The sequence below is a fragment of the Aurantibacter sp. genome (genome assembly GCF_042094015.1).
Taxonomy (GTDB): Bacteria; Bacteroidota; Bacteroidia; order Flavobacteriales; family Flavobacteriaceae; genus Aurantibacter.
The window spans coordinates 1-25,622 of sequence record NZ_JBELDZ010000035.1; the positions used below are offsets into that span (position 1 = coordinate 1).

Sequence of the window (25,622 nt, forward strand, 5' to 3'; positions counted from 1 at the left end):
AAAAACGAGCTGAGGTTTCTAATGAAGAAGTGTTGGCAATGAAATATTATTTAGAGAACACCTATTACTCAAATAAAAAAGAGTTAGCAGTAGGTGAAACGGTGAAAGTTCCATTGTTAGAAAAGGAAGCAACCGTGATCTCTGTGAAAGGAAAAAATTGCTTGGCTCAGTTAAAAAAACTAGGAGCCATCGTATCATTTCAACTGAATTAATCAGTTGTTTTTTTAGGTTATATATTTCCATTACTGTGAGTAGTGATGGTGAAGCCGTAACTTAAAGTAATGTTTTCAGTTTAAGTGAGCTGTAAAAAAATAAAAAAGACTGACTACCGGTGGTAGTCGAGAAAAAATAGATATGCAGTTGATAACAAAAAGCACTAAAATATACATCGCAGGTCATAGAGGTATGGTGGGGTCTGCAGTATGGAGAGAGCTAGAATCCAAAGGCTATATTAACCTAGTTGGAAAAACTAGTGCAGAATTGGATCTCAGAAATCAACAAGCAGTACTTGATTTTTATGCGACTGAAAAACCTGAGGTAGTCATTGATGCTGCAGCAAAAGTGGGAGGAATTCTTGCTAATAATGATTTTCCATACCAATTTTTAATGGAGAACATGCAAATTCAAAATAATTTAATAGATGGCGCACATAAAGCTGATGTTTATAAATTTATTTTTTTAGGGAGCTCATGTATATACCCGAAGTTTGCTCCACAACCCTTAAAAGAAGAATACCTTCTAACTGATTCTTTAGAACCTACCAATGAGTGGTATGCCATTGCAAAAATTACTGGAGTAAAAGCTTGCCAAGCAATACGCAAACAATACAAGAAAGACTATGTTAGTTTAATGCCTACCAACTTGTATGGTTCCTTTGATAATTTTGACTTACAGTCTTCGCATGTATTGCCTGCTATGCTTCGTAAATTTCATGAAGCTAAAATAAATAACAATTCAGACGTAACGCTCTGGGGAAGCGGAACCCCAATGCGAGAGTTTTTGTTTGTAGATGACATGGCTGAAGCCGTTGTGTATGCCTTAGAAAACAATTTACCAGAATATTTGTATAATATTGGTACTGGAAAAGATATTATGATTAAAGAACTGGCAGAGACCATACAAAAGGTTACAGGACATCAAGGGAAAATTATTTGGGATGCCAGTAAACCAGATGGTACTCCAAGAAAACTCATGGATGTTTCCAAAATGAAAGAAAGAGGCTGGGAATATAGTACAGAGTTAAAAGAAGGAATTAAAAAAACTTATTCTTGGTATTTAGAGAATATAGAGAGATTAAAAAAAGTTAAATTATAGAACTTTTAATAAAATAAAAATGAAAACTATGAAAGTAGCTTTAATCACAGGAATTACAGGGCAAGATGGATCTTATTTAGCAGAGTTATTGTTAGAAAAAGGATATATGGTGCATGGCATCAAAAGAAGATCATCTCTATTCAATACTGCTAGGATTGATCATTTATATCAAGATCCACATCATCCTGACCAAAGGTTAAAGTTGCATTACGGAGATTTATCCGATGCAATGAATCTAACCCGAATTATTCAAGAAACACAACCAGATGAGATCTATAATCTAGGGGCAATGTCTCACGTTGCTGTTTCTTTTGATACGCCAGAATATGTTGGTAATATTGATGGATTGGGTACTTTAAGAATCTTAGAAGCAGTTCGAATTTTAGGTTTAGAAAAGAAAACAAGAATATATCAGGCTTCAACTTCTGAATTATATGGAGGGATGCCAGAGAATAAAAACAAGAATGGATTTTATGATGAAAACTCACCATTTTATCCGAGATCGCCTTATGGAGTTGCAAAAATATACGGATTTTGGATTACTAAAAACTATAGAGAGGCCTATAACATGTTTGCATGTAATGGTATTTTGTTCAATCATGAATCGCCAAGAAGAGGTGAAACTTTTGTAACTCGGAAAATTACTCGTGCAGTTTCTAAAATAGCATTAGGCATCCAAGATAAATTTTATTTAGGGAATTTGGAAGCTAAACGAGATTGGGGGCACGCGAAAGATTATGTTAGAATGATGTGGATGATTTTGCAAGCAGACCAACCAGAAGATTGGGTAATTGCCACAGGAGTTACTACCACAGTTCGTGAATTTGTGCGTTTGGCTTTTGGAGAGGTTGGAATCGAATTAGAGTTTAAAGGAGATGGGGTAGGAGAAAAAGCATATGTTACAGTGTGTAATCACAAAGATTATCAATTGGAAATAGGGAAAGAAGTCTTATCTGTAGACCCATCTTATTTCCGTCCAACAGAAGTAGATTTGTTAATTGGAGATCCTTCAAAGGCGAAGAGGAAATTAGGTTGGGTGCCGGAATATGAATTAGCAGATTTGGTGAAAGATATGATGGAAAGCGATGTTAAATTGATGAAAAAGGATGTTGATTTGTTGAAGGCTGGACATAAAATTTTAAAACAGGCTGAATAAAGTTATATAGGTCCTGGAATTTAAGTTAATAAATAAATAAAGTACAATATTTAAAAGATTATTTTTAAAAAAAAATATATATAGGTTATGAAAAATTTAGTAATGGATATTGATAAAACACTTACACTTGGAGATAATAAAGATTATAATTTAGTTTCACCAAATATAGATGTCATCAATAAAGTCATAGAATATAAACAAAATGGTTTTAATATAATTTTATTTACAGCTAGAAATATGAGAACTCATGAATCTAATATAGGGAAAATTACAGCTAAAACATTACCTATAGTTTTTAAATGGTTAGAAAAACATAACGTCCCTTTTGATGAAATATATGTAGGTAAGCCTTGGTGTGGTAATGATGGGTTTTATGTGGATGATAAAACAATTAGGCCAGATGAATTTACATCAAAATCTTATGAAGAAATAAAAAAAATTATAGACTAAGTGGTCCAAAATAAAGTTTTTTTAATAACCTCAGGTGCGTACTCAAACGCAGAGATAACGTCAGATTTTGGTTTATTGCCATCATCTTTTTTACCTATAGGGCATAAAAGATTAATAGAGCTGCAGGTAGAGAATATTAAAGAATTTGATGCTGTCAAAATAGTTACATTGCCTGATAACTATAAGTTATTAGAAAGAGATGAAAAATTTCTTTCTAATAATAATGTAATCATACATAGAACTAATCCAAATCTAAACCTTGCTCAGTCAATTTTAAGTTTTCTTAATCACTTCGAAAAAGAAAATAATTTAGAAGAATTGTATATACTTCATGGAGATACATCATTTGAAAGCTTAGATCAGAAAGTCGATTTACTTTATTATGGTTTTACTGATATGTTTTATAAATGGGGTCATTTAGCTGATGTTATTGGTGATGATCAAATAAAAAATGATACATATAAACAACCTGTTATTGCTGGTTATTTTTCTTTTAGTAAGCCCTATCTCTTCAAGCAAGAACTTATCAAATATAACTCTTTTGAAACAGCTTTAAAAAACTATCATAATAAAAATAATTTTGAAGTTGTTTTAAAATCAGGATGGCTAGACTTTGGGCATTCTAATTTGTATTATAAATCAAAAATGGAATTAAATGTTACTAGAAATTTTAATCAAGTTATAGCAAATACTAACTTTATTAAAAAAACTAGTAATAATTCAAATAAAATGGAGAGTGAATATAAATGGTTTGAGCAGTTACCAAAAGCATTTACAATTTTTACTCCTGGAGTTTGGGGTTTTAAAGCTAAAAATAATAAATCATCCTACAAAATAGAGTTCGTTGGAGCACCTACATTGCAAGAAAAGTGGGTTTTTGGTAACCTCCCAGACTTTGTTTACTATAATATAATAAATCAAGTTTTTCTTTTTATAAAAAAATCTAGTAAAATAACTTTTGAACAATATTCTAAAGAAGATGTTCTTAAACAGCTGAATCAATTATATATTACAAAAACTGAAAAAAGAGTAAGTGAATTTTCTGAAAAAACATGTTTTGATAAAGATAAGCAGGTTGTTATAAACAATAAAATATATCCTTCATTAAACTCATTTACAAAATCTATTTTAAAAATCTTAAAAAAAGGATTAGACCATTCTAAATCTCATAAGTTTACATTAATGCATGGTGATTTGTGTTTTAGTAATATTTTATCAGATACTAGAAGTAGTACTATTAAATTAATAGATCCAAGAGGAGGTTTAGATAATAGTTTCGATTCAAAAAACAAAATAATTGGAGATTATAGGTATGATATTGCTAAACTTGGCCACTCACTGTTAGGTAATTATGATTACATAGTAACTGGTTTTTATAATTTAGAGAGAAATAAAGAAGATTTAAATTTTAATTTTAGTTTACAACATAAGTCTCGAGAATTGTTAAAAGATTTTTTCTATAACAAAATAGAAGAAATGGAAGTAGATAAAAATTTTATTCATGCATCTATAGTAAACTTATTTATTTCTATGTTGCCTTTGCATGATGAAGATGAAGATAGACAAATAGCATTGTTGTTAAATGCGTATAAATTATTTTATGATTAAATATAAACACACTTTGTTATGATAATTATTCCTATGGCAGGTAAAAGTAGCCGATTTTATAATGCTGGCTATACCTTGCCCAAATTTATGTTACCATTAGGTATAAAAACTGTATTTGAAGAAGCTGTAAATAGTTTTAAAAGATATTTTGAAACTGATTTTTTTCTATTTATAACACGTACAGATGATAACTCTAAAGAGTTTGTTACAAAAAAGTGTAGTGAGCTTAAAATAAAAAAATATGAAATTGTTTGTATAGATTATGACACTAAGGGACAGGCAGATACAATTGCAATAGGTTTAAATATTATGAGGACAATCATAAATAAAAATGAGCCAATTTATATTTTTAATATTGATTCCATAAGAGTTAACTTTCTGAAACCAACATCAGATTTTTTAGAAAATATAGCTGGCTATTTAGAAGTTTTTAAAGGAAATGGTGAACATTGGTCTTTTGCTGAGCCCTTATTTGATAATTACGTAAAAAGAACCACGGAAAAAATAAAAATCTCAGATTTATGTTCTAATGGATTATACTATTTTAATTCAGTTACTTTATTTGAAGAAACTTTTGAAAAACTTAAAATTGTAAATAATTATAATGAATTATTTGTAGCTCCAATGTACAATATACTTATTAAAAAAAAATTAAATGTAAAGTACGTACTATTAAATAATAACGAAACATTATTTTCAGGTACTCCTAAAGAGTATGAAAATTTAAAATTAACTTTTAATTCATAATTAATATTAGTAGATTCAGTTACTAAATATTATACTATCATAGTAAGAAAATCATTTAAGAACAATGATGCAATATTTACCTAATCAAAAATAACGCCAAAAGATGTTAAATAAATTTTCAGTAAAAACTTTGTGATAATATACGAAGTTGTTTGTGTCTTTTTAAAAAGTGTGATAATTAAAGTTTTAATAAGTATTAAAGAAAAAAATGAAAGTAAATATAGTAAATAAAAAAGTTTTGGTAACTGGTGGAGCAGGGTTTATTGGTTCAAACTTATGTGAAGAACTTTTGAATAAAGAGAATATTGTAGTTTGCTTAGATAATTTTGCTACCGGAAAAAGAGAGAATCTAGCTAGTTTTAAAGAAAATCCAAACTTCAAATTGATTGAAGGTGATATACGCAATTTACATGATTGCTTAAGAGCTACTAAAAATGTGGATTATGTGCTGCACCAGGCAGCACTAGGATCTGTTCCTAGATCTATTAAAGATCCAATTACATCCAATGATGTTAATGTGAGTGGTTTTTTAAATATGCTAGTAGCTTCTAGAGATAATGAAGTAAAGAGGTTTGTGTATGCTGCAAGTTCTTCTACTTATGGAGATTCAGAATCAATGCCAAAAGTTGAGGATATTATTGGAAAACCTTTATCACCATACGCCATTACTAAATATGTTAATGAGTTATATGCAGATATTTTTTCGAAAACCTATGGACTTGAAACGATTGGACTTCGATATTTCAATGTATTTGGAAGAAGGCAAGATCCAAATGGAGCCTATGCTGCGGTAATTCCAAAATTCGTAAGCCAATTAATGAATGGAGAATCTCCAATTATTAATGGAGACGGCAATTATTCAAGAGACTTTACATACATTGATAATGTGATACAAGCGAATTTATTAAGCCTTGTAACAACTAATAAAAAAGCTATTAATACAGTCTATAATGTAGCTTATGGCGATCGTAATACCTTGAACGATTTAATGGCATACTTAAAGGAGTATTTATCTGAATTCGATTCTAAAATTTCAAATGTAGCCGTTACTTACGGGCCAAATAGAGCAGGTGATATACCTCATTCTCATGCAAGTGTTGATAAAGCAAAAGAAAACTTAAATTATAATCCACAGTTTACACTGCAGCAAGGGTTGAAAGAAGCTGTGAAATGGTATTGGAAAAATTTATAAAAAGCATGAAAAAAGATAAAATTGCAATCATTGGTTTAGGATACGTAGGTTTACCATTGGCAAGACTTTTTGCAACTAAATTTTCAGTTGTTGGATTTGACATCAATACCGATAGAATATCCGAATTAATGTCGGGAGTTGACACAACCTTAGAAGTAGATAGCCAAACATTACAATCGGTACTCGTCAGTGAAGACTCTGATTCTAATGGATTATTTTGCACCAATCAATTGGATGAAATCAAGGATTGTAATTACTACATTATCACAGTTCCAACACCTGTTGATAAAAATAATAGACCCATTTTAACTCCACTTATAAACGCAAGTGAAACAGTAGGGGCCGTATTAAAAAAAGGAGATATCGTAATTTATGAATCTACCGTGTATCCGGGAGCAACTGAAGAAGATTGTGTTCCGGTATTAGAGAAAGCCTCTGGACTTAAATTCAATACCGATTTTTATGCTGGGTATTCACCAGAGAGAATCAATCCAGGGGATAAAGAGCATACGGTTGAGAAAATATTAAAAGTTACTTCTGGTTCAACAACAGAGGTTGGCTTGAAAGTAGATAACTTATATAAATCAGTTATCACAGCAGGTACTCATTTGGCGCCAACAATAAAAGTAGCGGAAGCCTCCAAAGTAATTGAGAACTCTCAACGAGATATTAATATTGCATTTGTGAATGAATTAGCAAAGATTTTTAATATTTTAGATATCAATACACATGACGTATTGAAAGCAGCTGGAACAAAATGGAATTTTTTAGCTTTTAAACCAGGTTTGGTTGGAGGACATTGTATTGGAGTTGATCCCTATTATTTAGCCCAGAAGGCTCAAGAGAATGGATATCATCCTGAAATTATTTTAGCTGGACGAAGATTAAATGATGGAATGGGAGATTATGTAGCTTCTGAGATTGTAAAATGCATGATAAAGAAAAATATTCCTGTGAATAGATCCAAGATCCTTGTTTTAGGAATCACATTTAAAGAAAATTGTCCAGATGTTAGGAATACGAAAGTAGTAGACCTTGTAAACGCATTGAAAGATTATGGAGCTAATATAACAATTCATGATCCTTGGGCTAATGAAGAAGAAGTAAATCTTGAATACGGTTTAAAATCCTCAAAATCTTTGCCCAATGAAAAATTTGATGCGATAGTATTGACTGTATCGCACAGTAAATTCAATGAATTAGATTTCTTGTCTTTAAAAAATAAGAATGCTATCATTTATGACGTTAAGAGTTTTATTGATAAAAATATTGTAGATGGAACTCTCTAACTTATAAAGTATAACAATTATTTGCTTTAAAGAGTTAATGGTTGAATATCATTTTTGTTTTTTTTAGGTAATATTAATTATAATAAATTAAAAATTGAAGTTAAGTATAAGTAAAAGACATATTGCAAAATCATTAACTTGGAGACTTGTTGGCACAATCGATACTTTTATTTTTACATGGCTTATTACTGGAGACTTGACTGATGGATTAAATTTATCTGGAATTACAGCTATTACTAAAATCATCTGGTATTATATCCATGAACGCTTTTGGTTTAATTCAACTATTACAGATTCTAATAAGCGACATATCATTAAAACTTTTTCATGGCGTTTTATTGGCACTATTGACACTGTTCTTTTTGGCTGGATTTTAACTGGTAATCCTTTTACTAGTTTAAAGATTGGTGGTGTTGAGACCATTTCAAAAATGATTTTATATTTTGGACATGAAAAATTATGGTATAAAATTAATTTTGGGTTGGATATGAGAAATAAAGAGAAGCGTTTAAAAAAAATTAAAGATAAAAGAAATCATAAAAACTAATGAGTTTACATACAGTAAAACAAAATTATAAGACCACTAAAATCCAGCGTGAGGTATTGCATGGACACAAATCCTATTTGCTGTGGTTTACTGGTTTGTCTGGTTCTGGGAAATCGACTTTGGCCAATTTGGTTGAGATTGCATTACATAATCAAGGTTTATCTACTTATATATTAGATGGAGATAATATCAGACAAGGTATTAATAAAGATTTAAGTTTCGCACCAGAAGATAGAACAGAAAATATACGACGTATCGCTGAAATTAGTAATTTGATACTGGATGCTGGTATAATTACTTTAGCTGCTTTTGTATCACCTTACATTAAAGATCGCGAAGAAGTTAAACAAATTGTGGGTACAGATAATTTCATTGAAATCTTTGTAAACACATCGCTAGAGGAATGTGAAAGAAGAGACGTGAAAGGCCTTTACAAAAAAGCACGATCTGGAGAAATAAAAAATATGACTGGAATTTCTGCCCCATATGAGGCTCCCATAAAACCTAATTTAGAGGTTGTTACTGATGGACAACCTATTGAAGAAACTGTAAAAATCATCTTAGAATTTATAAATAAAAAGTTAAAATCAAACACATGAGTAATTATGTAATCAATCATTTACGTGAGTTAGAATCTGAGGCCATATTTGTAATCCGCGAAATAGCAGCTCAATTTGAGAACCCTGTATTGCTGTTTTCTGGAGGAAAGGATTCCATTTTACTAACTCATTTGGCTAAAAAAGCCTTTTACCCTGCAAAAATACCATTCCCTTTAATTCACGTTGATACAGGTCATAATTTTCCTGAAACCATTGCTTTTCGTGATGCTTTAGTTGATAAATTAGGGATTCAATTAATCGTTGGTTCTGTACAAGAATCAATTGACAAGGGACGCGCCAAAGAAGAAACAGGTGCAGATGCATCACGAAATGCACTGCAGATTGTTTCTTTGTTAGATACTTTAGAAGAACACAAAGTGGATGCTGCTATGGGGGGTGCACGACGTGACGAAGAGAAAGCACGTGCCAAAGAGCGTTTCTTCTCACACCGTGATGAATTCGGACAATGGGACCCTAAAAACCAACGTCCAGAATTGTGGAATCTTTTCAATGGACGAAAAAATTATGGAGAACATTTCCGTGTGTTTCCTATTTCTAACTGGACAGAAATGGATGTATGGGAATACATAAAATTAGAAAATATTGATTTACCCTCACTCTATTTTTCGCACCAACGTGATTGCGTAGTTCGTGATGGTGTCATATTAGCAAATTCTGAATTTATAAAACTCAAACCAGGCGAAGAAGTGGTGAATATGACCATTCGCTATAGAACTTGTGGAGACATGCCTATTACAGGAGCTGTAGAATCAGAGGCAGATGATCTAAAGAAGATCATTGAGGAGATAGCTACTACCAGAACTACAGAGCGAGGTGGTAGAGCAGATGATAAACGTGCTGAAACTGCTATGGAAGATCGTAAAAAACAAGGTTACTTTTAAAAAAATAAAAACATGGATTATCAAGATATAGAATTACTTAGATTTACAACTGCAGGAAGCGTAGATGATGGTAAAAGTACTTTAATTGGAAGATTACTATATGATAGCAAATCGATATTTCAAGACCAGTTGGATGCTGTTGAAGAATCAAGTAAAAGTAAAGGATTTGATTATGTAGATTTATCTTTACTTACTGATGGATTAAAATCTGAACGAGAGCAGGGTATTACTATTGATGTGGCTTACCGGTATTTTGCAACGCCAAAACGAAAGTTTATTGTAGCAGATACGCCAGGGCACATCCAATATACTAGAAATATGGTTACAGGGGCATCTACTGCCAATCTAGCCATTATTCTGATTGATGCACGAAAAGGGATGTTAGAACAAACGCACCGACACTCTTTTATTGCCTCTTTATTACGCATACCACATGCGATTGTTTGTGTTAATAAAATGGATTTGGTGGATTATAATGAAGATGTTTACAACAAAATTGTTGCAGACTTTAAAGCTTTTGCGACTAAATTAGATATTAGCGACATTCAATTTATTCCAATTTCAGCGCTTGAAGGAGATAATGTGGTTAATAAATCTGAAAATATGGGTTGGTACAAAGGAAGTACCATGTTGTACCATCTCGAAACGGTTCATATTTCTAGTGATTATAATCATATAGATTGTCGTTTTCCTATTCAATCGGTTATTCGTCCACATACTCTAGAAAATCAAGACTTTAGAGGATTTGCAGGCCGTATTGACGGGGGTGTTTTTAAGCCTGGTGATACAGTAAAAACCTTGCCTTCAGGATTTGTATCAACTATTAAAACCATTGAATTAAATGGTGAGCAAATTGCGGAAGCCTATGCTCCTATGTCGGTTACGATGACTATAGAAGATGAAATAGATACCAGCCGGGGAGACATGATTGTGCGAGAAAATAACGTCCCTGAAGTAGGTCAAGATCTAGAAGTTTTGGTGACTTGGATGAGTAGTAATCCTATACAAGCGCGTACAAAGGTAGTTGTAAAACACACCACTAATGAATGTATGGCATTGGTTAAAGAATTAAAATACAAAATAGACATCAATACATTGCACCGTATAGAAGGTATTGATAAAATAGAAATGAATGACATTGGTCGTATTTCCATACGTACTTCTAAACCTTTGTTTTATGATGTCTACAAAAGAAATCGTCAAACTGGAAGTCTGATTATTATAGATGAACAAACCAATGAAACTATTGGAGCAGGTATGATTATTTAATGATGAAACAATTGTTAAATACTGCCATTAGTGCTGCTTTAGAGGCGGGTAAGGCTATCTTAGAAATCTACCATTCTAGAGAGTTTGATATCGAAATTAAAGGAGATAACTCTCCTTTAACAAAAGCAGATACCTCTTCACACAACGTAATTACGTCTTTTTTAACAAAGACTGATATCCCAGTCCTTTCTGAGGAGGGTAAGTCCATTGCTTATGAAGAGCGAAAGGGTTGGAACGAACTTTGGATTGTAGATCCTATAGATGGCACTAAAGAGTTTATAAAGCGCAATGGGGAGTTTACAGTAAATATTGCTTTGATAAAAAATCAAAAACCGATCATGGGAGTTATTTTTGTTCCAGTAACAAGTGAGTTATATTTTTCTACAAAAGAAACAGGTGCCTTTAAAGTAAAAGTTAATATTGATAGCTATAATTTGGATACATTAATTTCAAGCGCAAATAAACTACCATTAAAAGGTGCAAATAAAACTTATACTATTGTAGTCAGTAAATCTCATATGTCATCAGAAACAAAAGATTATATTCAGAAAATGAGAGATATCCATGGGGAAGTTAATTTAATATCTAAAGGAAGTTCTTTAAAATTATGTATGGTCGCAGAAGGTACTGCAGATTGCTACCCGCGTTTTGCACCCACTATGGAATGGGATACAGCTGCAGGTCAAGCAATATGTTCTCATGCAGGGTTTAAAGTAATTGATTGGAAAAAAAAAAAAAAATTGTTATACAACAAAAAAAAACTATTAAATAATAGTTTTGTAATAAATCGATTATAATAAATTATGTTAAAGTTTACTTTTAATCATATAGAACTAAACGATTCAAATAAAAAAGTTATTTTTTTTATAAATCAGATTTTACATTTTGTTTTAACAAGCGCTTTAATTATTCTAATAACTAGAACAATAAATGAATCAGGGTATGGCAAATATTCTTATTACCTCTTTTTTTTTACTTTTGCAGGTCAAGTAGCTGGTAATTTTTATTTTCCAGGTTATTTAAGAAGATCTTCATTGTTGCTGAAAAGTGGATCATCTTTATTTTATAAATTTTACAAATATTTTTCAAGTAAATTCTTAAAAATCTATTTTTTTTTATCATTTATTATACTAATATATTTGATAAATGAAAAAGGGTATGATATATTAATTTTCCTTTTACTTTTTTTTTCTTTATTGAAAGCTTTCTCAAGATTTAATAATCAAGTTTTAAATAATTTAGGGTATCAAGTTCATTACACCATCATAGAAAGTTTAATTCTATTTTTTCAAATTATTACTATATTTTTATTAAAATTTAATAATATTCTAAATGTTGTTTATGTCTTTATAGTATTCCAACTTATTCAATGTATCATTCATTATATTTATATTTTCAAAATCATATCTAACAAAACAAAATTTATAAATGAATTAAATAATTTAAAAAAAGAAAAATTAAAAATTACAGAATTTTCAAAACCTTTTATCTTAGGAAATATTATCATGTTTATTGCATTTCAAGGAGATAAAATATTAATTGAACATTTTTTTACATTTCAAGAAGTAGGTGTTTATAATGCGAATTTTCAGTTTGCCTGGGTTCCATTAACCTTAATTATATCGTCAGTATCAATTTATGTAACTCCTCATTGGTATAATTTAGTAGATGAAAAACATTTTACTCAGCTAAGAAGTAATGTATATCTAATTCTAAAATATTACGTCTTTGCTATTTTATTTTCTTTAATTATTCTTTTAACTGCTGGTGAATATTTAATTAATATAATATTATCCTCATATTCTGATACTTTAATTTTTTTAATTTTATTTATTGCTTCTGCTTTTTATTCTTGTTCAATGTTTTTTGAAAATTATTTCAAGTCTTTGAGCTTGCCAAAAACATATATCAAATATAGAAACATAGTATTTATTTTTTATTTTCCACTATCTTATTCTTTATATTTGATTTTCGGGGCAAATGCCATTGGCATTGGTTTACTTTTTACAACATTTATTTATTTATTTATTATCATAATTTTATATGCAAAATCACGTCATACATATAGGCCTAGGTAAAGTTGCCTCAAGCTCTATACAAAAGCAACTAATTCCGCTTATAAAAAAAAAACATGAAAACTATTTTTACATTAGTCCTTTTCTAAATCAGTCAACTCTTCTTAAAATAAAGATGTACTTAAAGCATGGTAAATACGAAGTTGAGTTAAAAAAAATATTTTCTGAAAAGAAAGTTTTCTTATCATATGAAGGTTTAATATCATGGGATCCAATTTACTGGGATTATTCCATAAATCGTCTTCATTTATTAACAGGAAGTTGTGTGAAAATAATAGTAGGCTTTAGACAAAATGAAAGTTACTTTAAAAGCATATATAAACAGGCTTTAGCTAGTGATGTAAGAAGGCTTCCTGATTCTTTTTTTATTGATGATTTATCTAAAGGTAGAGAGGCTATTTATTCAAATATTTCTTTTTCAAAGAGTCATTATAAACCAAAAATTTTAATTGAAAAGTTAGAAAAATATTTTAATTCTGTTTTAAGTTTTCAATTGGAAAATGATGGGTTAAATCTTTTTAAAAAAGAATTTAATATTACCTTTGATAATCCTCCAAGAGTTAATATTTCTTATACTACTTTTGGATTAAATATTATGTTACTTAGAGTCAAATTTTTAAGTTTATTTAAATTAAAGGGGTTTGAATATTTTCACAAATGGGGTGATTTTAAAATAAATGAAATATCAGGAACAAAAAATAAGTTTAGAATCTCGTTATTTAGATTAAACAGAAAATTAAGAGTAGTCGATAGAGTTCTGAGATTCAGTGCAAAAATAAAAAAGAAAAAATGAAATTAGCAATATGTTTTTTTGGTAACATGGGTTGGTATAACAATTCAAATGGTGTTAAAAAAGAATTAGCTCTTGAGTGTTTATCAAAAACTATAAATCAGATAATAACATTAAATAAAGATTCATATTTTTTTGGACATTTGTGGTCAGGTGAAAATACTGATAAATTATTAGATCTTCCTTTCACTAATTTAATTATTGAAGATCAAAGAATATTTCAGCTTGAAGATGATTTTACTAACAAATACAACTTTGGAAATCAGATGAAATACGATTTATATCTTAAGAGGAGATTTGGTTCTGATAAAGAAGGTATGATTAGTTATGCTTCTAAAGTTAAAAGTAGATGGTATAGTACTCAATGTAGTATATTACTTGCTGACAAATTCTCAAAAGAAAACAACCTCAAATTTGATAATATTTTATTATTAAGATATGATTTAGTTCTTACTTCTTCATTTAAACTTCCTGTTTTTAAAAATAAAATTTTTTTAGGAGATTCTTCAAATTACAGTTCTACTCTTTTACCATTTCTAGCCAGAATCGTCAATCTGTTTCCATTATCTAAGATAGCTAAAGTACAACCTAATGCTTTAAAGTATTCACTCACCTCCTTTATAAATTATCCCCATGTCAGTGATACATGGACTTATGGAAACTACGCTTATATGTTAAAGTTGTCAAGATTATTTGATGAATTTGAGAATTTCCATATGAGTCCCCATATAAGCCTTCTCCAGTTTTACAAAAAAGAAAAAATTAAGATATCATTTATAAATGAGCAGGGTAAGGATTATAATCTTTATAGGTTTCAATTAAAATAATATATGATACTCTCAATTATTATTGCTTTTTTACTTTCTTTAATAATACTGACTTTAGTTGTAAGTAGATATTCATGGTTTATTAAACATTCTAATCTATATGGCCATATATTATTATTCTTTATGGGCTGGAAAGTTTTAGCGTATTATTTAGCAACACCTATATTAGACTTACTAGATGATTTTAAATATTGGAAATTATATAAAATAGATCATTTTGAATATGTTTTTTTATATATTATTGAGCTAGTTTCAACATTTATATTTATTATAGCTATCATAACTATACTTCCTTTATTGAAATTTAAAAGAGTTAGAATAAAAGAGAATTTATTAATTATGTTGGTTTTACTTATTACTCTTTACAGTAATGCTGCTTCAATTCTTGAAAACTTGACTTTTGGTTTGATTAAAAATCAATTGGAGTTTTTTAAAAGTTTAGCTCAATTTTTAGGACAACCTTTAGCTATTATTCTACTTTTTCATTTTAAAAAAATGAATTGGTTACTTAAAATCTTAATTGCCCTTGTATTATTTACGACCATTTTAATGGTTAATACAAGAGGTTTTATTGTTTACAGTATTTTAACTCTTCTATCTCTTTATCTATTTTATAATAAGTGGAGATTTAAGCGAAGACATATTTTATATTTATCTGTTATTTCAATAATATTTATAACCTTAATTGGTTCTTTTCCTCAATTATCATTAGATGTGGATAAATCTGAAACATCAAGTAGAGGTTCTTTTTCTATTACTGGTTATGATAATGAATCAAAAACCTCCGGAAGAACATTCTTTGAAGAAATAGATTTTAGATTTGGGATGATGGCAAGAATGAGTTCGAAATTTGTACATTTATATTTTAACGATGAAGCTGCTGGTTTCAATCCAATATTGAATAGTGCCGTAGGTATAATTCCTAGAAGTGTTTGGCCAAATAAACCTCATCCTTCTACTTTGGACGGGAATGACTTATATTCACAGGGAATGTATAAAATATATTCAGCGAGTGTTAATAAGTATTCAACTAACATGGTAGAGTTTAGCTCTGGAGGTCATATGTTTTGGGAACTAGGAATAATTGGTGTTTTGTTTTTCCCAATTGTTTCAGCTTTATTTGTTTCCTTAATCATAAGTTTTTTTAAGGCAAAAACTAATTACATAGGACTTGCAATGCTAATATCTAGCTTTAAGCCTTGGGGCTTTATGGAACCAAAAATATGGTTAAGTGATATTCCACTTCAAATTTATCAAATATGGTTTCCTTTATTATTATTGTATATAATCGCTAGATTTATAAGAATTTTTAAAAAAACAATACTAAAAATATTAAAATAATTATTTATGAAAGAAATTCATGTTTTTTTAAGAGGTGGCTTAGGTAACCAGTTGTTTCAGTTTGCTGCAGGTTTAAGTTTAGCAAAAAAACAAGAATATATTTTGACAGTAGATTGTTCAACTGGTTTCAAACGAGATAAAGTTTATAATCGAAATTTTCAGTTAAATAATATTTTAAATGAAAAGAATAGTGTTGATTTTATGTTTTACAAGAGGTTTTTTAGAAGAAGAGATTTTTTAAAAAACACATATGAGTTTTTTAATAAAAGTAAAATTATTAATGATGAAAATTTTGATGGTTACCATAAGCAGAATACAATAAAATATATTTTAGATGATTATTTTCAGTCAGAAACATATTTTAAAAATGTAAGAGATGAACTTATCATACGATTTAAAAAACTCATTTCAATTACTAATCACGTTACTATTGATCTTCCTGAAAAATATATATCAATAGGTATTCGCTTATATGAAGAAACTACAAATCCTACTGATTATAACAAAGATGGAAAGCCTTTTAATGTTAAATTATTTTTAAATAAAATCCTTGAGGGGCTAGATAATAATGAAAAAGCTGTAGTTTTTACTTATAAAAAAAATCCTTTGCTAGAGGAATTTTACAATAACCAAAATATACAATTTATCTTTGGTGATGAAGAAAATCTTACAGATTTTGAAACGATGTTAGTTTTTGCTAAAGGCAATAAATTGTTTTTTAATAATAGTAGTTATTATTGGTGGGCGGCATGGATAGCAGAAAATGTTTTTGCTTTAAAATCAGAATCTATCAATGTTTTTGATAATTTTTTAAACACTAAAACAGTCCCGACAAGATGGATGAAAATTTAATTTCAGTAATAATACCAGTTTATAACAGGTTTACTAGATTATCATTAGCAATCGAAAGTGTTGTTAATCAAGAAATAGATAAATTTTGTCTTGAAATAATAGTTGTAAATGATGGCTCTACAGATGGAGATTATTCATTTTTTGAATATAATTATAATAATGTTAAAGTTATACATCAAAATAATAATGGAGTTAGTAGCGCAAGAAACTTAGGAATTAAAAATGCTAAAGGAAAATGGTTGTTTTTCTTAGATTCAGATGATCAATGGATAAAAAACACCCTATTAAAAAGACTAAATTACTTAATTAACAATGATGCTGTAATTATTTCAGGAGGTCATATATTATTTAAAGATAACAAACTTAAAAAAACTAGACCATACCAGAAATCAAAAAATATATTGAAGACCATTTTATATGATAATCGAATTGGGACAAGTAGTGTAGGTATTAATAGAGCATTTTTAAAAAATGAAAACCTTTTTAATACAGAGTTTACTATTAAAGAAGATTGGTTAGCTTGGATATCAATTTTAAGTAATGAGGATAAGGGTATTATTTTGTCAGACAAAATTTTCTACAAATATGAAGAGGAGGATTCAATAACATACAATAAGAAAACTTTCACTCATGATAGTGAACAATTGGGATTACTATCATCTTATTTGAAATCATACATACCTCCTAGTCATTCTGAATATAATTCTATGAAAAAAGCACTAAAATATAGACGATTAAAATTGTTTATTAAGCATAATAATTTTTTGAAAAGTTTTAAAAAAAGCGTCAATTATTTTTCAATATTAAATGAATACACAATTTTAAGCATAGTTTATAACTTATTAATCAAATTTAAAAATTGATAATTACATATCTAGATTACAAATGAGAATAGGAATAGATGCATCAAATGTTGTTAAAGGGGGAGGGGTAACCCATTTGAAAGAAATACTATCAAGTTTTGATAGAGAAGAATTTACTGATATTGAAAGTATTATTGTATTTAGTTCATTGAAAACATTGAATTTAATTGAAAATAATAATTTTATAGAAAAAATTTCATTTCCGGAATTTAATTCTAACCTTTTATCTAGAGTGTATTTTCAATATTTTAAATATGATAAAGAAATAAAAAAAAGATGCGATATACTTTTGTCAATAACTGGAGATTATTTAGGTGATTTTAAACCATTAGTTGGAATCTCTAGAAATATGTTGCTTTTTGAGAGAGATATATGGTTTCAGATTAATTCTCCTAAAGAAATTTTAAGGTTTTGGTTAAATTATAAAAAGCAAAAAAAATGTTTTAAAAATTCTTTGGGCATTATATTTATTTCAAATTATGCTAAATATTATATTTCAAATAAACTCCCATTAAAAGAGAAACAAAAAAAAATCATACATCATGGTATTTCTTCAAGATTTTGGAGTAAAGTTAAAAATCAAAAAAAAATTACAGATTATAGTTTTGAAAAGCCATTTAAATTTTTGTACGTTTCAACAGTTCATGTATATAAGCACCAATGGAATGTAGTGGAGGCTATTTCAAAACTCAGAGAGATGGGCTATCCTGTGACTTTAGACCTAGTAGGTGGGGTTATTTTTAAATCATCAGGAAAAAAACTTTTTAAAATGATTAATAGAGTTGATAAAAATAAAGAGTTTATTTTTTTTAATGGAAATGTCGATTATGATTATATTGAATCATTTTATAAAAACTCTGATGGTATTATATATGCCTCAACATGTGAAAATATGCCTAATATTTTGTTAGAATCTATGAGTTCAGGAACCCCAATAGCCTGTAGCAACAAAGAACCTATGCCTGAGTTTTTAAAAGATGGAGGCTTTTATTTTGATGCAGAATCAACAGTTTCAATTTTTAATACTTTACTATCTTTTCTACTTTCCCCCGAAGAAAGATATATAAACGCAAAAAAATCTCATCAAAATATTTTAAGTTATAATTGGAAAAAAACATCATTAGAAACATTTAATTTTATTAAAAATATATTAAGTCATGCTTAAAAATAAAACACTTTTAATTACGGGAGGTACTGGATCTTTTGGTAATGCAGTATTAAACCGTTTTTTAGATACGGATCATTTTAAAGAAATTCGTATTTTTTCACGAGATGAAAAAAAACAAGATGATATGAGAACTCGTCTTAAAAGCTCGAAATTAAAATTTTATATTGGTGATGTTAGAGATTACTCGAGCATTGAAAAAGCTATGCGAGGAGTTGATTATGTTTTTCATGCCGCAGCTTTAAAACAAGTGCCATCGTGTGAGTTCTTTCCCATCGAAGCAGCTAAAACTAATGTTTTTGGAACACAAAATGTAATAGAGGCTGCAGATTTTAATAAGGTGAAGAAAGTAATCTGTTTGAGTACAGATAAGGCTGCTTACCCTATTAATGCAATGGGTATATCTAAAGCTTTGATGGAAAAAGTTGCTGTTGCGGCTTCTCGAAATTGTTCTGATACGACTGTGTGCTTAACTCGTTATGGAAATGTTATGGCATCTCGTGGTTCTGTAATTCCACTGTTTGTAAATCAAATTAAAAATAAAGAAAGTATTACGATTACTGATCCTAAAATGACACGATTCTTAATGTCGCTTGATGAAGCTGTAGAATTGGTATTATTTGCATTCAAAAATGGTAGACCTGGAGATTTGTTTGTCAATAAGGCACCAGCTGGCTCTATTGGTGATTTGGCAGAAGCTTTAAAAGAAATGTTCAACACAGAAAATGAAGTGAAAATTATCGGGACGCGTCACGGAGAAAAGTTATATGAAACGCTGTGTACAAAAGAAGAAATGAGTAAGGCAGAGGACATGGGAGAGTTTTATAGAATTCCTTCAGACAACAGAGACTTAAACTATGCTAGATATTTTTCTGAAGGTAAAGAAAATTCTCTCGAAATAGAAGATTATAATTCTCATAATACTGAGCAATGCGATATTGAGGGTATAAAAAATTTACTAAAAGGATTACCTTTGATTCAATCTGAATTAGAAAAATAATAAAAAATGACACCTACTCTAATTTCAGGAAGAAATCACAAAGATGAAAGAGGGATATTAAATTTTAATAATGACTTTGATATGTCTTTGGTAAAGCGGATGTATCTAATCGAAAATGTAGATACTTTATTTAAAAGACGTTGGCAGGGACATAAAATAGAACAGAGATGGTTTTCAGCTACTATTGGAAAATTTAAAATAGAAATAATTAAAATCCATGATTGGGAAAATCCATCAAAAAAACTAGAAAAAATCACTTTTGAAATCTCTAGTGAAAATACAGATGTTTTACACATACCTGCAGGATATGTTAGTAGTATTCAAGCGATGATCAAATCTTCGAAGTTATTGGTCATGTCAGATTATAAATTAGGTACTATTAGTGACGACTATAAATACCCAACAGATTACTTTAAAGAATAAAAAATATTAAAATGAAAAAAATTAAAGTTGCTACAATTTTAGGCACACGTCCTGAAATTATTAGATTAGCTGAGTGCATTAAGTTATGTGATCAATATTTTGATCATATTCTAATTCACACAGGTCAAAATTATGATTATGAATTAAATGAAATATTCTTTGAAGACCTTGGGTTAAGAAAGCCAGATTTATTCTTAAGTGTTGCAGGTAATCATTTAGGACAAACTATTGGAAATGTTATATCAAAATCTTATGAAATACTAAGTTCTGAAAAGCCAGATGCTCTTTTAGTCCTTGGTGACACAAATAGTGTTTTAAGTACAATAGCTGCAAAAAGATTGAAAATACCTATCTTTCATATGGAAGCTGGTAATAGATGTTTCGATCAAAATGTGCCAGAAGAAATTAATAGAAAGATTTCAGATCATATTTCAGATATTAATCTTACATATACTGAACATAGTAGAAGATATTTATTAAGTGAAGGTTTTAGGAAAGATCACGTTTTTGTCACTGGTTCTCCTTTAAGAGAGGTTTTGAATAAATATGCGGATCAAATTAACCTGAGTGATGTTGTTGCTAGACTTAATTTAAAGAATAATGATTATTTTGTTGTTAGTGCTCATCGAGAGGAAAATGTTGATTTAAACGATAATTTCGAGGTTTTAGCAGCATCTTTAAATACGGTTGCAGAAAAGTATCAAAAACCTATTATATTCTCTACTCATCCAAGAACGAAAAATCGAATAGAAAAAAATAAAATTAAGTTTCATTCATTAATTAAAAATATACCACCGCTTGGCTTTTTTGATTATGTAAGCCTTCAAAAAAATGCCTATGTAGTATTATCTGATAGTGGAACAATTAGTGAAGAATCTGCAATGATGGGTTTTCCGGCTGTTAGTATAAGAACAAGTACTGAAAGACCAGAAGCAATAGATGCAGGAACAGTTGTTTTAGGCGGAATTAGTACAAATGAGGTTTTAAATGCCATAGAAATCACTAAAGGTTTATCTGTTAATGAGCATTCAGATTTGCCATGGGAGTATAATGTAAAAAACACTTCGGAAAGAGTTGTAAAAGTAATTCAAAGTTATACAAATATCGTGGATAAAGTAATTTGGAACAAATGAAAAAAGTACTCGTAATTGGTTGTAAAGGAATGGCTGGACATGTCATTAAGACCTATTTAGAAAGTTTAAATAATTACCAAGTTATCGGTATAGCTAGGAATGTTAATTCTAATGAAAATCTTTTTAATTTAGATGTTTCTGATACTAATAAATTAGAACAAATATTCAAAGAGAGTTCTTTTGATATTGTAATAAATTGTATTGGCTTATTAAATAAAACTGCAGAGGATAATCCTGAATTAGCTGTTTGGTTTAATAGTTATTTTCCTCAACTATTAGCTTCTTATGGAAGAAAATACAATTTTAAGCTAATTCACATTAGTACAGATTGCGTGTTTTCTGGTAAGGAAGGTGGTTATAAAGAAGATTCTTTTAAAAATGGAATTGGGTTTTATGCACAATCTAAAGCATTAGGAGAAGTTGTTAATTCTAAAGATTTAACGTTTAGAACATCTATTGTTGGTCCAGAATTAAAGCAAAATGGGATTGGTTTATTCCACTGGTTTATGAATCAAACAGATGAAATATTTGGGTTTACAGAAGCCTATTGGTCTGGAGTAACCACAATAGAATTAGCAAAAGGAATAAATGAAGCCATTCAACAAGATTTAAGTGGTTTATATCACTTTGTAAATAATAGTAAAATTTCTAAATACAACTTAGTTAAAGAATTCAATACTGTTTTCAAAGACGGGAAAACAATGATCACAAAAAAGACTGATTACAAAGTAGATAAAAGTTTAATAAGTACAAGAACCGATTTTGATTATACAGTGCCATCTTATAAAAAAATGGTTTTAGAAATGAAGGAATGGATGATTTCTTTTAATGATCTCTATTTCCATTATTACTAATAAGAAATAAAATTAAAAAATAAATAAAGATGAATCAAAAAGAATTAAAAGAAGTAGCTGAAATATGCGGAGAAAAAATTAAAAATTCAGAAAGAGAAGTTAATAATTTTATCACGCCATTTAGGCATATAGTTATAGATAATTTCTTTCCTAAAGAATTTGCAGAAGGTTTATATAATAATTTCCCAAGTCTAGATTCAGATACCTGGGATATTTCTAATGATAGCGATATTGAAGTTAAACAAAGATCTACTTGGAAATCAGAATTTGATATTCCTGATGAGTTACTGCCAGCATTAAGAGTTATGAACTCTTCTATCTTTTTAAATGCAATGTCAGATGCAATAGGCATCAATAAGTTAATTCCGGATCCATATTTCTCTGGAGGGGGTTTAAATGTTACAGTTTCTGGAGGATTATTAGATGTACATGTAGATGGCAACTATCACGATGCAACAGGTTTAAATAGAAGAATTAATGCAATTCTTTACTTAAATCCAGATTGGCAAGATGGTTGGGGAGGAGAGTTTGGTTTGTATGACGAAACTGGGGACAATCTTATTAAAAAAATAGCACCACTTCATAACAGACTTGTAATTTTTGATACACATGATAAAAGTTTTCATGGTTTACCAGATCCTTTAAATTTTCCCGATTCAAAAAATAGAAAATCTATAATTCTATATTATTACACTTTAGAAAATAGACCAAGTGAGCATGTAGATGTAAACAAACCTCATTCAGCATTATGGAAAAAAAGAGGAGGGTTAGATAAAAGAGGAAATAAAACTAGAGATTTTTCTTGATATTTGTTTTTAATTAACTCTAAAGTATAAACCAAACTTATGAATATATTAGTGGTAACTCATTATTTTTGGCCCGAAAACTTAAAAATAAATGATGTTGCGAAGGGATTATTAGATAAAGGTCATAATGTTTCAGTACTTACTGGATTGCCTAACTATCCTAAAGGTAAGTTCTATAAAGGCTATTCATTTCCTAGAAATAAAAAAGAAAATTATGAAGGGATTACTATATACAGGTCCCCTGTCATCCCCAGAGGAAATGGATCTTCAATTAGATTGTTTTTAAATTATTTATCTTTAGCTCTATCAGCGTCATTGAGAGTTTTATTTATTAAAGATAAGTTTGATAAAATATTAGTTTATGAGGCCTCTCCTGTTACTATTGGTATTCCTGCTATTATTGCTAAATTTCGATTTAATGCTCCAATTTTTTTCTGGGTCCAAGATTTATGGCCTGAAAGTATTACCGCCGCAGGGGGTGTAAAAAATAAATATGTTATAAATCTAGTAGATAACTTGACAAGATTCATTTATTGGCAAAGTGAAAAAATACTTGTTCAGTCAAGGGCATTCATCCCATATATTTTAAATCAAAAAGTAAATAAGAATAAACTTATTTATTTACCAAACTCAACAGAAAAATTTTATAAGAAAGTAGATCCTAATAATAGATATAAAAAAATTATGCCCAAAGATGGGCCTATTTTAATGTTTGCTGGAAATATTGGTGAAGCTCAAGGTTTTAATACAATTATTAAATCTGCTTCATATCTAAATGATTCTGGGGTAAAAGTTAATTGGGTTATACTTGGTGACGGACGCCAAAGAGAATTAATTGAGAGAGAAATTACTGATTTAGGCTTGCAGAAAAACTTTTTCTTTTTAGGTTCTTATCCAAGTGAAGAAATGCCTTATTTTTTTGTACATGCAGACGCTATGTTAGTAACGCTTAAAAAAAATTTAATTTTTTCGATGACAATTCCAAACAAAATTCAATCTTATATGGCTTGTTCAAAACCAATTATAGCTAATTTGGATGGTGAAGGTGGGAGAGTTATTTTAGAGGCAGAATGTGGTTTAGTTTCTCCATCTGAGGATTTTATGTCATTTTCAAAGTCAATAATTACTTTTTTAAAATTAAGTTCTAATAAAAAAGAGGTAATGGGAAATAAGGCAAGATTATATTTCGAAACTGAATTTGAAAGAGAAAAACAATTAAACAAAATAATAAATATCTTTAATAATTAAAAAAAAATATAATGAATAAGACTATTTTATTAGGTTTAAACGAGCTTAATTTTGATTATATACAATTTTATATAAATCAAGGTTTGTTGCCTAATTTTAAAAAAATTTTTGAAATACAACCTCCCATAGAAACAGTTTCAGAAAATGAGTATAGACTATTAGAGCCGTGGGTGCAATGGGTAACTATACATTCAGGAAAAAGTTACAAAGAACATAATATTTTTCGTTTAGGAGACATTGTTAATAACCTCGAACTTTCTCAGATATTTGAAGAATTGGAAGCTGAAGGGCTTTCAGTTGGTGCGGTTTCTCCCTTTAATGCAGAAAATCGTTTAAAAAATCCTTATTTTTTTGTTCCAGACCCTTGGACTAAAACGAACCCTTCTGGGAATTGGATTGTAAAAGCATTGTATCATGCCGTACATCAATCAGTAAATGATAATGCTAAATCAAAATTAAATTTGAAATCAATGATTTCATTAGGTCTTGGACTTTTATTGTATGTTCCGATCTCAAGATGGTTTCATTATGTAAAAACAGTTTCCAAAGCAAAAAATCCAGGAGCTAAAGCTTTAATTCTTGATAGTTTATTAGCTGATGTTCATTTAACACTTTGGAAAAAAAATAAACCTGATTTTTCTAATTTGTTTTTAAATTCCGGAGCTCATATACAGCATCATTATTTATTTAATTCAAAGGCATATCAAGGAAATTTAAAAAATCCAGATTGGTATTGTCCTAAAGGTTTTGATCCGTTGATTCAGATTCTCTCTGAATACGATAAACAGATTGAAAAATTATTGAAATTAAAAAATGTCAAAATAATAATAGCAACTGGTCTACATCAGCAGCCACATGAACATTTAACATTCTATTGGCGTCTTAAAGAACATGTTAAGTTTGCAGAGATGATTGGTATTAAAAATTTCTCAGAAATTTTACCAAGAATGTCAAGGGATTTCTTAATGAAATTTAATAAAGAAGCTGATGCCTTAAATGCAGAAAAATTGTTGAATAGTTTTTATGCTTCTAAAGACGATGTTAAAATATTTGAGGTAGATAATAGAAGTACAAGTCTATTTGTGGAGTTAGTATATCCAAATGATTTTGAGGTTAATGATTCAATCTATTCAAAAGAATCAAATTTAAAATTAGAAAAATTTAAATCTTAC

27 protein-coding genes are annotated in these 25,622 nt (G+C 29.1%); all 27 read left to right on the forward strand.

The features are described 5' to 3' along the window. The coding region (locus ACFDSN_RS06810) for a hypothetical protein (RefSeq protein ID WP_375239091.1) at positions 1-212 on the forward strand (212 nt) is incomplete at its 5' end. A gap of 151 nt (positions 213-363) precedes the next feature. After that, positions 364-1,314 (forward strand): GDP-L-fucose synthase family protein, encoded by a 951-nt coding sequence (locus tag ACFDSN_RS06815; protein WP_375239117.1) that lies wholly within the window; start codon positions 364-366, stop codon positions 1,312-1,314. 28 nt (positions 1,315-1,342) lie between these two features. Continuing rightward, entirely contained in the window at positions 1,343-2,470 is a 1,128-nt protein-coding gene (gene gmd, locus ACFDSN_RS06820; protein ID WP_375239092.1) for a GDP-mannose 4,6-dehydratase, read from the forward strand. Between the two features lie 87 nt (positions 2,471-2,557). Next, positions 2,558-2,920: a hypothetical protein gene (locus ACFDSN_RS06825; RefSeq protein WP_375239093.1), complete on the forward strand. Its 363-nt coding sequence runs from the start codon at positions 2,558-2,560 to the stop codon at positions 2,918-2,920. After that, positions 2,921-4,528, forward strand: coding sequence for a hypothetical protein (locus tag ACFDSN_RS06830; RefSeq protein WP_375239094.1), 1,608 nt, complete (start codon positions 2,921-2,923; stop codon positions 4,526-4,528). Between the two features lie 18 nt (positions 4,529-4,546). Then, the gene (locus ACFDSN_RS06835; RefSeq protein WP_375239095.1) at positions 4,547-5,275 is read left to right on the forward strand and encodes a hypothetical protein; all 729 of its coding nucleotides are present in this window, start codon (positions 4,547-4,549) and stop codon (positions 5,273-5,275) included. 208 nt (positions 5,276-5,483) lie between these two features. Further along, positions 5,484-6,467: an SDR family oxidoreductase gene (locus tag ACFDSN_RS06840; protein ID WP_375239096.1), complete on the forward strand. Its 984-nt coding sequence runs from the start codon at positions 5,484-5,486 to the stop codon at positions 6,465-6,467. 5 nt (positions 6,468-6,472) lie between these two features. After that, the gene (locus tag ACFDSN_RS06845) at positions 6,473-7,756 is read left to right on the forward strand and encodes a nucleotide sugar dehydrogenase (protein WP_375239097.1); all 1,284 of its coding nucleotides are present in this window, start codon (positions 6,473-6,475) and stop codon (positions 7,754-7,756) included. A gap of 94 nt (positions 7,757-7,850) precedes the next feature. Further along, entirely contained in the window at positions 7,851-8,303 is a 453-nt protein-coding gene (locus ACFDSN_RS06850; protein ID WP_375239098.1) for a DUF2061 domain-containing protein, read from the forward strand. Next, positions 8,303-8,902 (forward strand): adenylyl-sulfate kinase, encoded by a 600-nt coding sequence (gene cysC / locus ACFDSN_RS06855; RefSeq protein WP_375239099.1) that lies wholly within the window; start codon positions 8,303-8,305, stop codon positions 8,900-8,902. The genes ACFDSN_RS06850 and cysC overlap by 1 nt, the downstream gene beginning before the upstream one ends. Further along, a complete protein-coding gene (cysD, locus tag ACFDSN_RS06860) occupies positions 8,899-9,804 on the forward strand; it encodes a sulfate adenylyltransferase subunit CysD (protein ID WP_375239100.1) in 906 nt (301 codons plus the stop codon). Before cysC ends, cysD begins: the two co-directional genes overlap by 4 nt. A gap of 12 nt (positions 9,805-9,816) precedes the next feature. After that, positions 9,817-11,073: a sulfate adenylyltransferase subunit 1 gene (locus tag ACFDSN_RS06865; RefSeq protein WP_375239101.1), complete on the forward strand. Its 1,257-nt coding sequence runs from the start codon at positions 9,817-9,819 to the stop codon at positions 11,071-11,073. A gap of 2 nt (positions 11,074-11,075) precedes the next feature. Further along, entirely contained in the window at positions 11,076-11,870 is a 795-nt protein-coding gene (gene cysQ / locus ACFDSN_RS06870; RefSeq protein ID WP_375239102.1) for a 3'(2'),5'-bisphosphate nucleotidase CysQ, read from the forward strand. Between the two features lie 6 nt (positions 11,871-11,876). Continuing rightward, on the forward strand, positions 11,877-13,151 hold the full coding sequence (locus ACFDSN_RS06875) for a lipopolysaccharide biosynthesis protein (protein ID WP_375239103.1): 1,275 nt from the start codon (positions 11,877-11,879) through the stop codon (positions 13,149-13,151). Next, positions 13,117-13,941 (forward strand): hypothetical protein, encoded by an 825-nt coding sequence (locus ACFDSN_RS06880; RefSeq protein ID WP_375239104.1) that lies wholly within the window; start codon positions 13,117-13,119, stop codon positions 13,939-13,941. Before ACFDSN_RS06875 ends, ACFDSN_RS06880 begins: the two co-directional genes overlap by 35 nt. Further along, positions 13,938-14,765, forward strand: coding sequence for a hypothetical protein (locus ACFDSN_RS06885; protein WP_375239105.1), 828 nt, complete (start codon positions 13,938-13,940; stop codon positions 14,763-14,765). Before ACFDSN_RS06880 ends, ACFDSN_RS06885 begins: the two co-directional genes overlap by 4 nt. 3 nt (positions 14,766-14,768) lie before the next feature. Then, on the forward strand, positions 14,769-16,106 hold the full coding sequence (locus ACFDSN_RS06890) for a hypothetical protein (RefSeq protein ID WP_375239106.1): 1,338 nt from the start codon (positions 14,769-14,771) through the stop codon (positions 16,104-16,106). Positions 16,107-16,112: 6 nt separating this feature from the next. Further along, positions 16,113-16,958 (forward strand): hypothetical protein, encoded by an 846-nt coding sequence (locus ACFDSN_RS06895; RefSeq protein WP_375239107.1) that lies wholly within the window; start codon positions 16,113-16,115, stop codon positions 16,956-16,958. Next, the gene (locus tag ACFDSN_RS06900; protein WP_375239108.1) at positions 16,943-17,821 is read left to right on the forward strand and encodes a glycosyltransferase family 2 protein; all 879 of its coding nucleotides are present in this window, start codon (positions 16,943-16,945) and stop codon (positions 17,819-17,821) included. The genes ACFDSN_RS06895 and ACFDSN_RS06900 overlap by 16 nt, the downstream gene beginning before the upstream one ends. A gap of 22 nt (positions 17,822-17,843) precedes the next feature. After that, complete coding sequence (locus ACFDSN_RS06905; protein ID WP_375239109.1) at positions 17,844-18,986, forward strand: glycosyltransferase; 1,143 nt, start codon at positions 17,844-17,846, stop codon at positions 18,984-18,986. Further along, complete coding sequence (locus ACFDSN_RS06910; protein WP_375239110.1) at positions 18,979-19,986, forward strand: polysaccharide biosynthesis protein; 1,008 nt, start codon at positions 18,979-18,981, stop codon at positions 19,984-19,986. The genes ACFDSN_RS06905 and ACFDSN_RS06910 overlap by 8 nt, the downstream gene beginning before the upstream one ends. A 6-nt stretch (positions 19,987-19,992) precedes the next feature. Continuing rightward, on the forward strand, positions 19,993-20,409 hold the full coding sequence (locus ACFDSN_RS06915) for a sugar epimerase (protein ID WP_375239111.1): 417 nt from the start codon (positions 19,993-19,995) through the stop codon (positions 20,407-20,409). An 11-nt stretch (positions 20,410-20,420) separates the two neighbouring features. Next, on the forward strand, positions 20,421-21,542 hold the full coding sequence (gene wecB / locus ACFDSN_RS06920; RefSeq protein ID WP_375239112.1) for a non-hydrolyzing UDP-N-acetylglucosamine 2-epimerase: 1,122 nt from the start codon (positions 20,421-20,423) through the stop codon (positions 21,540-21,542). After that, on the forward strand, positions 21,539-22,396 hold the full coding sequence (locus ACFDSN_RS06925; RefSeq protein WP_375239113.1) for an SDR family oxidoreductase: 858 nt from the start codon (positions 21,539-21,541) through the stop codon (positions 22,394-22,396). The genes wecB and ACFDSN_RS06925 overlap by 4 nt, the downstream gene beginning before the upstream one ends. Positions 22,397-22,425: 29 nt before the next feature. Continuing rightward, entirely contained in the window at positions 22,426-23,202 is a 777-nt protein-coding gene (locus ACFDSN_RS06930; protein ID WP_375239114.1) for a 2OG-Fe(II) oxygenase, read from the forward strand. A gap of 39 nt (positions 23,203-23,241) precedes the next feature. Further along, positions 23,242-24,450 carry a glycosyltransferase family 4 protein gene (locus ACFDSN_RS06935; RefSeq protein WP_375239115.1) on the forward strand — a complete coding sequence of 403 codons (1,209 nt, stop codon included), beginning with the start codon at positions 23,242-23,244 and terminating at the stop codon, positions 24,448-24,450. Between the two features lie 11 nt (positions 24,451-24,461). Continuing rightward, positions 24,462-25,622, forward strand: a 1,161-nt coding sequence (locus ACFDSN_RS06940) for a hypothetical protein (protein ID WP_375239116.1), incomplete at its 3' end; no start/stop codon positions are given.

Coding starts and splice junctions, on each gene's coding strand:
- ACFDSN_RS06880 (WP_375239104.1), top strand. CDS start 13,117: ATGCAAAATCACGTCATACATATAGGCCTAGGTAAAGTTGCCTCAAGC.
- ACFDSN_RS06825 (WP_375239093.1), top strand. CDS start 2,558: ATGAAAAATTTAGTAATGGATATTGATAAAACACTTACACTTGGAGAT.
- ACFDSN_RS06890 (WP_375239106.1), top strand. CDS start 14,769: ATGATACTCTCAATTATTATTGCTTTTTTACTTTCTTTAATAATACTG.
- ACFDSN_RS06885 (WP_375239105.1), top strand. CDS start 13,938: ATGAAATTAGCAATATGTTTTTTTGGTAACATGGGTTGGTATAACAAT.
- ACFDSN_RS06900 (WP_375239108.1), top strand. CDS start 16,943: ATGGATGAAAATTTAATTTCAGTAATAATACCAGTTTATAACAGGTTT.
- cysQ (WP_375239102.1), top strand. CDS start 11,076: ATGAAACAATTGTTAAATACTGCCATTAGTGCTGCTTTAGAGGCGGGT.
- ACFDSN_RS06865 (WP_375239101.1), top strand. CDS start 9,817: ATGGATTATCAAGATATAGAATTACTTAGATTTACAACTGCAGGAAGC.
- ACFDSN_RS06875 (WP_375239103.1), top strand. CDS start 11,877: ATGTTAAAGTTTACTTTTAATCATATAGAACTAAACGATTCAAATAAA.
- wecB (WP_375239112.1), top strand. CDS start 20,421: ATGAAAAAAATTAAAGTTGCTACAATTTTAGGCACACGTCCTGAAATT.
- ACFDSN_RS06840 (WP_375239096.1), top strand. CDS start 5,484: ATGAAAGTAAATATAGTAAATAAAAAAGTTTTGGTAACTGGTGGAGCA.
- gmd (WP_375239092.1), top strand. CDS start 1,343: ATGAAAGTAGCTTTAATCACAGGAATTACAGGGCAAGATGGATCTTAT.
- cysD (WP_375239100.1), top strand. CDS start 8,899: ATGAGTAATTATGTAATCAATCATTTACGTGAGTTAGAATCTGAGGCC.
- cysC (WP_375239099.1), top strand. CDS start 8,303: ATGAGTTTACATACAGTAAAACAAAATTATAAGACCACTAAAATCCAG.
- ACFDSN_RS06845 (WP_375239097.1), top strand. CDS start 6,473: ATGAAAAAAGATAAAATTGCAATCATTGGTTTAGGATACGTAGGTTTA.
- ACFDSN_RS06910 (WP_375239110.1), top strand. CDS start 18,979: ATGCTTAAAAATAAAACACTTTTAATTACGGGAGGTACTGGATCTTTT.
- ACFDSN_RS06905 (WP_375239109.1), top strand. CDS start 17,844: ATGAGAATAGGAATAGATGCATCAAATGTTGTTAAAGGGGGAGGGGTA.
- ACFDSN_RS06895 (WP_375239107.1), top strand. CDS start 16,113: ATGAAAGAAATTCATGTTTTTTTAAGAGGTGGCTTAGGTAACCAGTTG.
- ACFDSN_RS06835 (WP_375239095.1), top strand. CDS start 4,547: ATGATAATTATTCCTATGGCAGGTAAAAGTAGCCGATTTTATAATGCT.
- ACFDSN_RS06925 (WP_375239113.1), top strand. CDS start 21,539: ATGAAAAAAGTACTCGTAATTGGTTGTAAAGGAATGGCTGGACATGTC.
- ACFDSN_RS06935 (WP_375239115.1), top strand. CDS start 23,242: ATGAATATATTAGTGGTAACTCATTATTTTTGGCCCGAAAACTTAAAA.
- ACFDSN_RS06930 (WP_375239114.1), top strand. CDS start 22,426: ATGAATCAAAAAGAATTAAAAGAAGTAGCTGAAATATGCGGAGAAAAA.
- ACFDSN_RS06915 (WP_375239111.1), top strand. CDS start 19,993: ATGACACCTACTCTAATTTCAGGAAGAAATCACAAAGATGAAAGAGGG.